10 protein-coding genes and 1 tRNA gene are annotated in these 12,851 nt (G+C 70.9%); 7 read left to right on the forward strand and 4 right to left on the reverse strand.

Going from position 1 to position 12,851, the window contains the following annotated elements; all coding sequences use genetic code 11:
• A complete protein-coding gene (locus tag OG406_RS08950) occupies window positions 1-687 on the forward strand; it encodes a GntR family transcriptional regulator (RefSeq protein ID WP_107482688.1) in 687 nt (228 codons plus the stop codon).
• Between the two features lie 17 nt (window positions 688-704).
• Here the strand turns inward: OG406_RS08950 and OG406_RS08955 are convergent, their stop codons facing one another.
• From OG406_RS08955 to OG406_RS08965, 3 genes are all read right to left on the reverse strand, one after another.
• Window positions 705-1,691: an acyl-CoA dehydrogenase family protein gene (locus OG406_RS08955; RefSeq protein WP_329185164.1), complete on the reverse strand. Its 987-nt coding sequence runs from the start codon at window positions 1,689-1,691 to the stop codon at window positions 705-707.
• A 203-nt stretch (window positions 1,692-1,894) separates the two neighbouring features.
• Window positions 1,895-2,443 carry a beta-class carbonic anhydrase gene (locus tag OG406_RS08960; RefSeq protein ID WP_164371659.1) on the reverse strand — a complete coding sequence of 183 codons (549 nt, stop codon included), beginning with the start codon at window positions 2,441-2,443 and terminating at the stop codon, window positions 1,895-1,897.
• 320 nt (window positions 2,444-2,763) lie between these two features.
• The gene (locus OG406_RS08965) at window positions 2,764-3,612 is read right to left on the reverse strand and encodes a DUF429 domain-containing protein (RefSeq protein WP_329185167.1); all 849 of its coding nucleotides are present in this window, start codon (window positions 3,610-3,612) and stop codon (window positions 2,764-2,766) included.
• Between the two features lie 134 nt (window positions 3,613-3,746).
• On the opposite strand from OG406_RS08965, the gene OG406_RS08970 reads away from it, so the two are divergent.
• From OG406_RS08970 to OG406_RS08995, 6 genes are all read left to right on the forward strand, one after another.
• Window positions 3,747-4,754 carry a LacI family DNA-binding transcriptional regulator gene (locus tag OG406_RS08970; protein WP_164371657.1) on the forward strand — a complete coding sequence of 336 codons (1,008 nt, stop codon included), beginning with the start codon at window positions 3,747-3,749 and terminating at the stop codon, window positions 4,752-4,754.
• 146 nt (window positions 4,755-4,900) lie between these two features.
• Window positions 4,901-6,256, forward strand: a complete 1,356-nt coding sequence (locus OG406_RS08975) for an ABC transporter substrate-binding protein (RefSeq protein ID WP_329185169.1) — start codon at window positions 4,901-4,903, stop codon at window positions 6,254-6,256.
• 1 nt (window position 6,257) lies between these two features.
• Complete coding sequence (locus tag OG406_RS08980) at window positions 6,258-7,253, forward strand: carbohydrate ABC transporter permease (RefSeq protein ID WP_329185170.1); 996 nt, start codon at window positions 6,258-6,260, stop codon at window positions 7,251-7,253.
• Between the two features lie 11 nt (window positions 7,254-7,264).
• The gene (locus OG406_RS08985) at window positions 7,265-8,149 is read left to right on the forward strand and encodes a carbohydrate ABC transporter permease (RefSeq protein WP_267048964.1); all 885 of its coding nucleotides are present in this window, start codon (window positions 7,265-7,267) and stop codon (window positions 8,147-8,149) included.
• Between the two features lie 156 nt (window positions 8,150-8,305).
• The gene (locus OG406_RS08990; RefSeq protein ID WP_329185173.1) at window positions 8,306-10,819 is read left to right on the forward strand and encodes a CBM35 domain-containing protein; all 2,514 of its coding nucleotides are present in this window, start codon (window positions 8,306-8,308) and stop codon (window positions 10,817-10,819) included.
• Window positions 10,820-10,911: 92 nt separating this feature from the next.
• Window positions 10,912-12,582 carry a glycoside hydrolase family 13 protein gene (locus tag OG406_RS08995; protein WP_329185175.1) on the forward strand — a complete coding sequence of 557 codons (1,671 nt, stop codon included), beginning with the start codon at window positions 10,912-10,914 and terminating at the stop codon, window positions 12,580-12,582.
• Window positions 12,583-12,667: 85 nt separating this feature from the next.
• Here OG406_RS08995 and OG406_RS09000 read toward each other — a convergent pair.
• Window positions 12,668-12,752: transfer RNA gene (locus tag OG406_RS09000), tRNA-Leu, on the reverse strand.
• Between the last annotated feature and the right edge of the window lie 99 nt (window positions 12,753-12,851).

A 12,851-nucleotide genomic window follows, 5' to 3' on the forward strand; every position in this document is an offset into this window, starting at 1 on the left:
ATGCGCGAGGCACTCACGGCCGCCGCGGCCCGGCGCGTCACCCGCCCGGCACCACTGCGCCAGGCCGTGTACGACGCACTGACCGAGCTGATCGTCAGCGGCTCCCTCAAGCCCGGCCAACACCTGGTCGAGGCCGAGCTCGCCGAGCACCTGGGCGTCAGCCGCCAGCCCGTCCGCGAGGCGTTGCAGCGGCTCCAGACCGACGGCTGGGTGGACCTGCGTCCTGCCCAGGGGGCGTTCGTCCACTCCCCCACCGAGGAGGAGGCAGCCCAACTCCTCGGTGTCCGGGCGGTTCTGGAGACCTACTCGGCGCAGCTCGCCGCGCAGAACGCGAAGCCCGAGGACATCGAGCGGCTCTGGGAGCTGCAGCAGGAGGGCGTCGACGCGCTCGCCGAAGGGGACGTCGAGCGGCTGGTCGCCGCGAACACGGCCCTGCACGCCTTCATCACCTCCGTGGCGGGCAACGACGTCCTGGCCGAACTCATCTCCGGTGTCGGCCAGAAGGTGCGCTGGTACTACACGCCGATCGCCCGCCCGCGCGGCAAGGAGGCGTGGAACGAACACGCCCAGCTGATCAGGGCCATCGCCAAGGGCGACGCCGACCGGGCGGGCGAGGTGATGCGCAAGCACACCGAGCGCACCACGGGCTTCTACCGCAAGCAGATCGCGGCCGGCGGACGGGCGTAGGCGGCAGCCGTACCGGTTCACGTCGGCGCGAGGGTTCCGGCGGGCCGGCACGCGGGGGCGAGGCCGGTGTCCTCCGACCGCGCGGCCCCGGCCGGACCGGCTCCGGACCGGACGTCATGCCCGCCCGCGCCCTGCGACGGGCCGGTCCCGGAACGCGCGTCCGCGAAGCCGGGCTCCTGGCACGGCACTTCCCGGGTTCGCGGCATCTCCGCGGCCATCGCGGCGGTCAGTTCGAGCAGCCAGGGCCGTACGACGCCGAGGACGATGTCCCCTCCCCCGCCGTCCGGTCCGAGCATCGCGTCGGCCGGAACGAGCACCGGGTCGGCACACACGGTCGAGGTCCCGCTGCCGCCGGGCCCCGCGCCGTCGGGCCTCGCCGGGACGAACAGGTCGGGCGCGTGGGCCGGGACGACCCACAGGGTCACGCCGCCCCGGTCCGTCCGCCGGGAACGCCCCGGCAGGGCCTGCGGCACGGTCGGCCGAGATGTCTCCCACGCCTCGGACGACCAGAGATAACTGTCCGCCTCACCTGCGGCGACCACTGCGCGCCGCCGGGCCCGCAGGGCGACGACACCACCGGAGCGGACGGCGGTCGAGCCGCCTCCCCCGGGCGACAGGTGCCGCCGTCCCGATCCCTCCTCGGCGAGGAGCCCCTCGGGGCCGATGTCCCCGAGGGCCAGTGTGGCGAGATGGCGTCCGGCGGCGATCTCGCCCCGCAGCCAGGGGTTCCCGTAGACCCCCAGCGCGGCGACCGCGGCGAAGTGGGAGGTGAGCACGGCGGCGGTCGCCGGGCAGACGCGAGCGGTCCGCGCCACCACCTCGGCGGCCTCCGCACACCCCCGACCCCCGCCGCCGTCAGCCGTGGGAGCGGTGAGCCCGAGCAACCCCGCGCGACCGAGGGCCGTCACGGCCGCACGCGGGAACCGGCCCCGCTCACCGGTCACTTCGGCGGCGGGCGCGACGACATCGGCGAGGACCGCGGAGAGAGAACTGCGGTACGACACGGGGTGACCCCCTTCTGGAATCCGGACCGGCCTCCCGCGGGAGCGCGCAAGAGCACCCTTCCGCAAGAATTGCATACAGTATGCCGTTGGGGAGTGGAGTGCGCCAGAGGACGGTGAAGGGAATCGGACCGTGACGGGTCGGACCGTGACGGACGCGGCCCCCTCGACGGCACGTCGAGGGGGCCGCGAACACGCTCCAGGACTCAGATGCCGGGGTCGATCTCCCGCAGCAATCCCGTGGTGACGTCGAAGACGAAGCCGCGCACGTCGTCGGTGTGCGGCAGGAACGGCGAGGTCCGGACGCGCCGCATCGACTGCCGTACATCCTGGTCGACGTCGCGGAAGGCCTCCACCGCCCAGGCCGGCCGCTGCCCGACCTCCATCTCCAGCTCGTGCCGGAACTCCTCGGTCAGGGTCTGCAGACCGCATCCGGTGTGGTGGATCAGTATCACGCTGCGTGTACCGAGGGCCCGTTGGCTGATCGTCAGGGAACGGATGGTGTCGTCGGTGACGACCCCGCCCGCGTTGCGCACGGTGTGGCAGTCGCCCAGTTCGAGACCGAGCGCGGCGTGCAGATCGATCCGGGCGTCCATGCAGGCCACGACGGCGACCCGCAGGACGGGCCGGGCGCCCATGCCCGGGTCGACGAACCCGGCGGCATAGGTGCGGTTGGCCGCCACGAGGCGGTCGATGACCGAGCCGTCACCGGGCGGATCGTCGATGGACGAGGCGAGTCGGGGTGCTGGAGTCATGCTGGGCTACCTCACTCCGGTCGGGTTCGAAAGGAGTACCGCGTCGGTGAGCATGCCCACGCGACGACGCCACAGGCACACGTCACCGGGCCGACGGGGCCGGCGCGCGTGGAGCCTGCCGCACCTCCGGCCCGGGCCGCGACCCTGGCGCCGTACCCACGGCCCCACCTCGACTGCTCTGCTCTGCTCATGAGCAGTCGCGGAGGACGGGCATCGCGCGAACACGCGTCAGGATGATGCATACGGTATCCAGGAACCAGCATTCTTGAACCGTCGCCCGCACCTTGTCCAGACGGCCGGTACCGCCACCGGCTCCGGATTCACCGCGCGGTGCCGTCCCGTCGCTGCTCCGGCCGGGCGGGCGCGATGATCGTGGCCACGTCACCCGCAGGCTCCGGGCCGTCGGACTCCCCCGGACCCAGCACCTGGCAGCGTGTCAGGCCGTGGCGGGCCCAGAGGGAAGCCGTCCATGCGCACAGCAGCGCGTCGATGAGGTCCTCGCGGTGCTTGTAGGCTCCGGCCGCCTCGGGCGTCGGCTCGTCGAGCAGGAGGCGCGCGACCGGGTGCGAATCGAGCCGCAGCGGAGGGTCCGCCGTCGTGAGGCCCGCCAGACGGGCGATCAGCTCGTCGCAGACCTCCGCCCGCACCGCGCGCCAGCGTGCCGTCGGCACACTCGCGGGACGCCGCTTGTACGTCGGCCGCGACAGCGGGTAGCCCAGCTCGGGCGCGCCCACCAGCGTCGTGTACGGGTAGCACTCGGACAGGGCGCCCCCGTCCCCCGGCGGACCGCCCCGGCCGTCGTCGTACCTCCAGCCCGCCGCCCGCAGCCGGTCGAGGAGCAGAACGCCGGCCAGCCGCGGGGACGCCTGGTTCGTGCTGTTCGCACTCACCTTCCAGCGCCCGTAGCGTCGGCCGACCTCCCGTTCGCAGGGCCGCTGTCCGGACGGGTTGTCGACCACGAGCGGGGCGTCGACGAAGGCGAGGGACGACGCCCCGCCGCCAGCCACCGACGCGATCCACTCCGCCGTCCCGTCGATCCCCCGGGTCCAGCCGCAGTCGAGGATCTCGCCCTCTCCGTCGATGACGGCCACACCCGTCTCGTTGGGCCGGGCCCGGGCTTCGTCGTGGGCCCAGGCGAGGTCGATGCCGATGAACCGTTCAAGCGCCATGGGTCGGTTGTACCCGTCCCGCGGGCCGTGAGCGCACCCGCCCGGATCACCGGTCCGATCACCATCCCACCATTGCTGTCATTTTCTTGCGTAGATCTGATTCTGTTTTGCGGTGACAGTTGTACAGTACCCGTGTGACAACGAGACTCTCCGAGGTGGCCGCGTTCGCCGGCGTCAGTGAAGTGACCGTCCGCCGGGTGGCGAGCGGGAGTTCGGTCGTGGCGCCCGCCACCCGAGACAAGGTGCTCAGGGCGTTCGACGTGCTCGGCCTGGAGCGCCCGGCAGCCGGCCGGACCGAACGCGCGCCGCTGGTCGGCCTGGTGGTGCCCGAACTGCAGAACCCGGTGTTCCCCGCGTTCACGGAGGCGCTCGCCGGACGTCTGAACAAGCAGGGGCTGATACCCGTCCTTTGCACCCGCACCGCGGACGGGTCCTCCGAAGCGCACTACATCCAGCGGCTGTTGGGGCAGAACATCGGCGGCATCGTCTTCGTCGGGTCCAGTTACGCCGACGCCGGGCCCGAGCAGAGCAGGGCGCTGCGCGACCGCAGGACCCCCCTCGTCCTGATCAACGCGGCCGACGAGAACCGCGGCCTTGCCCAGGTGTCGGCGGACGACGCGCAGGCCGCCGAACAGGCGTTGACGCACCTCACCGCCCTGGGTCACGAGCGGATCGGCCTGGTCGCCGGACCGATCGGACACGTTCCGTCGGCCCGGAAGCTCGCCGGGTACGCGGCCTTCTGGCGCGCCCGCGGAGTGCCGCCGGAGGAGTGGCACGGCTGGGTCGCGCACACGATGTTCTCGATGGAGGGCGGCGCCACGGCGGTGCCCCAACTCACCGCCCAGGGCGTCACCGCGGTCGTGTGCGCGAGCGACGCGCTGGCGCTCGGCGTGATCCGCGGAGCACGGCGCCAGGGCCTGGCCGTGCCGGAGGACTTCTCCGTCGTCGGGTTCGACGACTCGCTGTTCATGGTCGCCACCGATCCGCCTCTGACGACCGCGCGGCAGCCGGTGCAGGCGATGGCCGACGCGGCGATCACCGCGCTCGTCACCCAGCTCAACGGGCAGCCACCACCGGCCGAACCCCTGCTCTTCGGAACGGAGTTGATCGTGCGCGGATCGACCGCCGCCCGCCCGCGCTAACGCCATCGCGTCAGACGACTTCGTCAGCGCGATCAATTTTTTGCGTACTTTCATTGACGATTTGCGTGACAGCTTTTACGGTCTGCGTCATCGCTGCTGCCCGGGAACCGGCGTCCCCGGGCTCACTTCAGGAAGGCGCTGATCGTATGGCCGACTCTCTTTCCCGCCGCGGCTTCGTCGGTGCGGGTATCGCCTCGACGCTCGCTCTCGGACTCTCCGCGTGCGGCGGCTCCTCGTCGTCCGAGGGGAAGGGCGGCAAGGTGACGATCTCCGTGAACGGCATGCCGCCGAAGACGCAGCCCGTCGACCGCAAGTGGTACGAGCAGGACGTCAGGGACTTCGAGAAGAGTCACCCGAACATCAGGATCGACGCCCGCGAGGGCTACATGGACCCGAAGACCTTCTCGGCCAAACTCGCGGGCGGCCAGCTGGAGGACGTGTACTACGTCTACTTCACCGACCCCTCCGGCCTCATCCAGCGCCGTCAGGGCGCTGACATCACGCCGTACCTCAAGGGAGTTCCGTACATCGAGGACGTCGCTCCCGCGTTCAAGAAGGTCTTCACCGGGCCCGACGGCAAGATCTACGGCCTGCCGAACGGGCAGTACTCGCTCGGCCTGATCTACAACCGCGACCTGTTCAAGAAGGCCGGACTCGACCCCGACAAGCCGCCGACCACCTGGGACGAGGTCCGCGAGGCGGCACGGCGGATCACCGCGCTCGGCGACGGCATCGTGGGATACGCCGACTACAGCAAGAACAACCAGGGCGGCTGGCACCTCACCTCGTGGGTGTACTCGCTCGGCGGCGACATCGCCACCCGCCAAGGCGGCCGCTGGAAGGCCGCGTTCGACAGCGACGCGGGACGGCAGGCGCTGACCCACCTGCACGACATGCGCTGGACCGACCGCAGCATGGGCACCCGCCAGCTGCTCCAGATCGAGGACGTCCAGAAGATGATGGGCTCCGGCAAGCTCGGCATCTACATGGCGGGCCCCGACAACATCCCCACCATCGTCAAGCAGTTCGAGCGCAAGTACTCCGAGTTCGGCGTGGCCGCCATGCCCGGCACCGCGACCCTGGGCGGCGGCAACGGATTCATGTTCAACCCGAAGGCCACGCCCGAACAGATCAAGGCCGGCGTCCAGTGGATCCAGTGGAAGTACCTCAACCCCGACCGTACCCAGCACGACGACAAGCGCGCCAAGGGCGGTGCGGTGCCCATCGGCCTGCCGCTCGACCGGCTCTTCACCGCCCGGACGCAGGCCGAGGTGGACGCGGTCCACGCCCGGTACGCGACCGTCCCGCAGACGAACTACAAGCCGTTCATGGAGCGCAACAGCGGTCTGACGCAGAAGGTCGAGCCGCCGAACGCCCAGCAGATCTACACGGTCCTCGACAGCGTGATGCAGGCGGTGCTCACGCGCGAGAACGCGGACATCGGCCACCTGTTGGGCGACGCCGCGAAGAAGGTCGACTCGATACTCGCCACGGTCAAGTGACATGACCGTGCAACCCCTCACCCCGACCCCGAACTCCCCACGGGAGAAGCCCGCTCCGACGGCACCGCCCACCGCCCGGAAGGACGCGGCACCGTCCGCGTCCGCGCCGGGCGGGGCGAGCCCGTCCCGGCGGCGCCGGCGCCTCCGCGAGAACCTCGTCGCGTACGCCTTCCTGACCGCGGGTGTGCTCTGCTTCGCCCTGTTCTCCTGGTACCCCATCGTCCGCGGCTGGCTGCTCGGCTTCCAGCAGGTCACGTTCGCCCGGCCCGCCGAATGGGTGGGCTGGGACAACTTCCGGCGGCTCTTCGAGGACCCCCTGTTCGTCACCGCGTGGCGCAACACCGGCTACTTCACCCTGCTCGCCCTGGTCTTCGGCTTCGCGGCCCCCTTCTTCACCGCGGTCGTCCTGAACGAACTCAGGCACGGCCGGGCGTACCTGAGGATGACCGTCTACCTGCCGGTGATGCTCCCGCCGATCGTGACGATGCTCCTGTGGCGCTGGTTCTACGATCCCGGCCCCGGCCTCTTCAACAACGCGCTGGAACTCGTGCACCTGCCGGCACAGCAGTGGCTGGAGTCCGAGAACCTCGCGATGGTCTCGCTGGTCCTCGTGTCGACCTGGGCCAACATGGGCACCACCACGCTGATCTACCTGGCGGCGCTCGGCGGCATCCCCGGCGAGCTGTACGAGGCGGCGGAGATCGACGGCGCCTCCATCCGGCGCCGCCTGTGGCACGTCACCCTGCCGCAGATGCGGTTCATCCTGATGATCACGCTGCTGCTCCAGGTCATCGGAACGATGCAGGTCTTCATCGAGCCGTACGTCCTCACCGGCGGCGGCCCCGACGACGCGACGGTCACCGTCCTGCTCCTGCTGTACCGCTACGCCTTCATCTACAACGACTTCGGCATGGCCAGCGCCATGAGCACCGTGCTCTTCGTGGTGCTCGGCACCTTCGCGGCCGTCTATCTCCGGCTGACCCGGACCAAGGGCTGAGAGGAACCGACATGGCCGGCACCGCCGAACGCACCCTGATCGCGCCCACCGAGATGACCCGCCGCACCGGCAGGATCCTCTACCGCACCGTCCTCACCCTCACCCTGACCGGCTTCACGCTCGCGTTCGTCTTCCCCCTCTACTGGATGGCGACCGGCGCGTTGAAGTCGTCGGCGGAACTCGCCGCCCCGGACCCGACGCTGCTGCCCCACACCTGGCACCCCGAGGCGTACGCCGACGCCTGGACCAACGTGGGACTCGGCACCTACTTCCTCAACACCCTGCTGCTCGCGCTCGGCGCCTGGCTGTTCCAGCTCGTCATCGACGTGTCCGCCGCCTACGCCCTGTCCAAACTGCGCCCGGCGCTCGGCAACATCGTCCTCGGCATGATGCTGGCGACGCTGATGCTGCCGGTGTCGGCGCTGCTCGTCCCGACCTATCTGACCGTGACCGACGTGCCGCTCGTGCACGTCAACCTCATCAACACGCCCTTCGCGATCTGGCTCCCGGCGGCGGCCAACGCCTTCAACATCTTCATCCTGAAGCGGTTCTTCGACCAGATCCCCGGCGAGCTCCTCGACTCGGCGCGCATCGACGGCGCGGGGCCGGTCCGCGTCCTCGTCTCGATCGTGCTGCCGCTGTCCCGTCCGGTCCTCGCCGTCGTCTCCATCTTCGCGGTGGTCGGCGTCTGGAAGGACTTCCTCTGGCCGATGCTCGTGCTGCCCGAGCCGTCGAAGCAGCCGATCACCGTCGCCCTCGGCCGTCTCGCGGAGTTCATGCCGGCCAACCAGCTCCTCGCCGGGATGGTCATGGCCTCCGTCCCCCTGCTGGTGCTCTTCCTCGTCTTCCAGCGCCACATCATCACGGGCCTGACCGCGGGCAGCCTCAAGGGCTGACCCCCGCACCCCCCCGCCACCGGTACCGCTGTTCCTCTCTCCCCCGATCCCCTCGGCCCGCCTCCCCGGCCGAGCGCTGCCCGCGCCCGGGCAGCCCCGTTCCCGTCCGAACCGAACCCCCACGGGCGAGCCGCCCCGACGGAAGGACAGATCGCCATGTCACGATCACCGGGAATCCGCACCAGAGCACTCGTTCCCCCCTTGCTCCTCGCCCTGCTGGCCGCGCTGCTCTGCGTGGTCGCCGCCCCCAGGGCCCACGCGGCGTCCACCACGCTGGAAGCCGAGTCGGCCACCCGCACCGGCGGGGCGGTCACCGAGACCGAGCACCCCGGCTACACCGGCACCGGCTACGTCGGCGGCTACACCGACAGCCACAAGGGCACCGCGTCCACGTCGTTCGCCGTCTCCTCGGCGGTGGCGGGCAGCGGGTCCCTCAAGATCCGGTACGCCAACGGCACCACCGCCGTCATGACGCTCAGCCTGTACGTCAACGGCAGCAAGGTCCGGCAGATCAGCCTCCCCGCCACCGCGAACTGGGACACCTGGTCCACCACCGACGAGGCCCTGACCTACCAGAAGGGCGCCAACACCGTCGCGTTGACCTTCACGTCCTCCGACAGCGGGAACATCAACCTCGACAACGTCATCGCCACCACGCCCACCGCCCCCACGGGCAGCGTGACGCACGAGGCGGAGAACGCGTTCACCTCCGGCGGCCCCACCAAGGCGTCCTCCGTCACGGGCTACACCGGCAGCGGCTACCTCACCGGGTTCGGCACCACCGGCGCCCGCGCCGCCTTCGCCGTCAACGCGGCCGAGGCCAAGAGCTACTCCATCGAGGTGCGCTACCGCACGCCCGACGCCACCGCCGCGACGATCACCCTGGTCGCCAACGGTCTCACCGTCCGCCGGCTCTCGCTGCCCGCCACCTCCGGCGCCTGGCAGACCCTGACGACCGACGCACCCCTGCGCGCCGGCCTCAACAACCTCACCCTGCGCCGGGAATCGGGCGACAACGGCAACCTCCAGCTCGACGGCCTGAACATCACCGCGGCCGCCGCGAACGCCACCCGCGGCGCCACCGTCCCGTACACGACCTACGAGGCGGAGAGCGGCAGCACCAACGGCTCCGTCCTCGGACCCGACCGCACCTACCTCAAGACCGCCTCGGAGGCCTCGGGCCGCAAGGCCGTCGTCCTCGACCAGACCGGCGAGTACGTCCAGTTCACCCTGTCGAAGCCGGCCAACGCCCTCACCCTGCGCTACTCGATCCCGGACAGCGCCTCGGGCTCCGCCTACGAGACGCCCCTGAGCCTGTACTCCGCCGGAACCCACCTCCGCGACATCACCCTGACCAACAAGTACTCCTGGGTGTACGGCGGTTACCCCTACAACAACGACCCCTCACAGGGTTCCGGGCACCACTTCTTCGACGAGGTCCACGTCCGGCTGGCGAGCACCCTCCCGGCGGGCACCGTGCTCACGTTCCAGAAGGACGCGACGGACACCGCCTCCTCCTACACCCTCGACCTCGTCGAGACCGAGACCGCTCCCGCCGCCTACGCCATGCCCGCCGGATTCGTCTCCGCCACCACGCTCGGCGTCACCGCCGACGACGGCTCCGACGACACCGCCGCCCTCAACTCCGCCGTCGGCACCGCCAAGAACCAGGGCAAGGGACTCTGGCTGCCGTCCGGCACGTACGACATCTCCGGGCACGTCAACCTCACGGGCATCGCGCTACGCGGCGCGGGCGAGTGGTACACCGTGCTGCGCGGCAAGAACGGCAAGGGCGGCCTGTTCGGCCAGGGCGGCACCAACACGGTGCAGGACCTGAGCATCTCCGGAGACGTCACCTACCGGGACGACGCCGGCTTCGACACCGCCGTCGAGGGCGACTTCGGCAACGGCTCGACCGTCCAGAACGTCTGGATCGAGCACACCAAGGTCGGCCTGTGGATCGACGCCCCCACCAACGGCCTGTACGCGAGCGGGCTGCGCATCCGCGACACGTTCGCCGACGGAGTCAACCTCCACAAGGGCACCGCCGGCACCGAGATCTCCCACTCCAGCGTCCGCAACACCGGTGACGACGCGCTCGCGATGTTCTCCGAGGCCCAGGCCGTCACCGACTCCGCCTACCGCTTCAACACGGTCCAGGTCCCGCTGCTCGCCAACGGCGCGGCGATCTACGGCGGCAGCGGCAACCGCATCGAGGACAACCTGATCTCCGACACCGTCACCGCCTCCGCGGGCATCGCGATCAGCACCCGCAACTTCAACCCGGCCCCGCTGCCCTTCGCCGGCACCACGTCGGTCGCCCGCAACACCCTGACCAGGACGGGCGGTTACGAGCCCAACTGGCAGAGCAAGTTCGGCGCCCTGTGGATCTACGCCGACGCCTCCGACATCACCGCCCCGGTGAACGTCACCGACAACACCATCCTCGACTCCACCTACAGCGCGGTCCTCATCTCCTACCAGAAGACCGTCAGCAACCTCACCGTCAGCAACCTGACCATCGACAGGACAGGCTCCTACGGCATCGAGATCAACTCCGCCGGATCCGGCACCTTCTCCGGCGTGACCGTGACCGGCACGGCGTCCGGCGGCCTGAACCTCGCCGGCGGCTTCACCGTCAACCGAGGGTCCGGCAACTCGGGCTGGTAGCCCCTCGTACGCGGGCCCGGTCGCAACGCCCCGCAGGCCGGGCCCGCCCAGCTCCACCCGGCACACGCAGCAAGCAACGCAAAGGAGTCCACGTGACCGAGCGCGCGCCTCGTACCGCCGCCCCCTGGTGGCGACACGCCGCGATCTACCAGATCTACGTCCGCAGCTTCGCCGACGGCAACGGCGACGGCGTCGGCGATCTGGCCGGCGCCCGGGACCGGCTGCCGTATCTGCGCGAACTCGGCGTGGACGCCCTGTGGTTCACCCCCTGGTACGTCTCCCCCATGGCCGACGGCGGCTACGACGTCGCCGACTACCGGGACATCGACCCCGTCTTCGGCACCCTCGCCGAGGCCGAGTCCCTCATCACCGAGGCGCACGCGCAGGGCCTGCGCGTCATCGTCGACCTCGTGCCCAACCACTGCTCCGACCGCCACCCCTGGTTCCAGGAGGCACTCGCCGGGGGCCCGCAGGCACCGGCGCGCGACCGCTTCTGGTTCGTGCCCGGCCGCGGCGAGCACGGCGAACTCCCGCCGAACGACTGGCAGTCGTACTTCGGCGGGCCCGCCTGGACCCGCGTCGTCGAGGCCGACGGCACGCCCGGCGACTGGTACCTCCACATGTTCGCGCCGCAGCAGCCCGACCTGAACTGGGAACACCCCGCGGTGCGGGCCGAGTTCGAGGACATCCTGCACTTCTGGCTGCGCCGCGGCGTGGACGGCTTCCGCATCGACGTCGCGCACGGCCTCGCCAAGAAGCCCGGCCTGCCGGACGTCGGCCCCGCCCCCGACCCGACGGACCTCCCGTACCAGGACGTCGACGACGTCCACGAGGTCTACCGCTCCTGGCGCAAGATCCTCGACGCCTACGACGGGGAGCGCACCTTCGTCGGCGAGGTGTGGCTGCCCACCGCCGAGCAGTTCGCCCGCTATCTGCGCCCCGACGAGCTGCACTCGGCGTTCAACTTCGAGATCCTGTGCGCCCCCTGGGACGCCCGGGTGCTGCGCGAGGTGGTCGACGGCACGCTCGCCGCGCACGCGCCGGTCGACGCCCCGCCGACCTGGGTGCTGGCCAACCACGACACCATCCGGCACGTCACCCGCTACGGCCGCGAGGACACGTCGTTCGACATGGCCGACAAACGGCTCCTGGACCCCAGCGACACCGCGCTGGGCCGGCGCCGGGCCCGTGCCGCGGCGCTTTTCACCCTGGCCCTGCCCGGCGGGGTGTACGTCTACCAGGGCGACGAACTCGGCCTGCCCGAGGTGCAGGACCTGCCGGACGAGCTTCTCCAGGACCCCACGTTCGCCCGCTCCGGCGGCACCGACCGGGGCCGCGACGGCTGCCGTGTCCCGCTGCCCTGGGCCGCCGACGGCCCGTCGCTCGGCTTCTCCCCCGCGGGCGCGACGGCCGCCCCCTGGCTCCCCCAGCCCGCGGACTGGACCGGCCTCGCCGTGGCCGCCCAACAGGGCGACCCGGACTCGGTCCTGAACCTCTACCGCACGGCCCTGTCCCTGCGCCGGACCCGGCTGGCCCGCCTCCCCGAGACCCTGACGTGGACCGAGTCGGCGGCCGACGTCCTGAGCTTCACCCGCCCGGACGGCTTCCACTGCCTGACCAACCTGTCCCCCACCCCGCGGCCCCTCCCCCGGGACACGGAGGTGGTCCTGGCCAGCGGCCCCCTGGAGGAGGACGCGGAGGGACGGGTGACGGTGCCGGCGGACACGACGGTGTGGTCGTGGGAGCGGGGGGCCACTTCCTGAGACGAGGAGGCCGGGGGTGAAACGCCCCCGGAAAACACGGATGGTGCAGACCGGTTCCGGTCTGCACCATCGGTGATGATCTCTGTGTCCGAGGGGGGACTTGAACCCCCACGCCCGTTAAAGGGCACTAGCACCTCAAGCTAGCGCGTCTGCCATTCCGCCACCCGGACGAGGTGTCTGCCGCCTGGACGGGGGTGTTCCCCGCGGCGACATGGACAACAATACCAAGCTTTCGGAGTGCCCTTCACCTGCATATCCGGGCCTCCGGA

The organism is Streptomyces sp. NBC_01428 (genome assembly GCF_036231965.1).
Taxonomy (GTDB): Bacteria; Actinomycetota; Actinomycetes; order Streptomycetales; family Streptomycetaceae; genus Streptomyces.

Coding starts and splice junctions, on each gene's coding strand:
- OG406_RS08960 (WP_164371659.1), bottom strand. CDS start 2,443: ATGACTCCAGCACCCCGACTCGCCTCGTCCATCGACGATCCGCCCGGT.
- OG406_RS08990 (WP_329185173.1), top strand. CDS start 8,306: ATGTCACGATCACCGGGAATCCGCACCAGAGCACTCGTTCCCCCCTTG.
- OG406_RS08985 (WP_267048964.1), top strand. CDS start 7,265: ATGGCCGGCACCGCCGAACGCACCCTGATCGCGCCCACCGAGATGACC.
- OG406_RS08950 (WP_107482688.1), top strand. CDS start 1: ATGCGCGAGGCACTCACGGCCGCCGCGGCCCGGCGCGTCACCCGCCCG.
- OG406_RS08980 (WP_329185170.1), top strand. CDS start 6,258: ATGACCGTGCAACCCCTCACCCCGACCCCGAACTCCCCACGGGAGAAG.
- OG406_RS08975 (WP_329185169.1), top strand. CDS start 4,901: ATGGCCGACTCTCTTTCCCGCCGCGGCTTCGTCGGTGCGGGTATCGCC.
- OG406_RS08965 (WP_329185167.1), bottom strand. CDS start 3,612: ATGGCGCTTGAACGGTTCATCGGCATCGACCTCGCCTGGGCCCACGAC.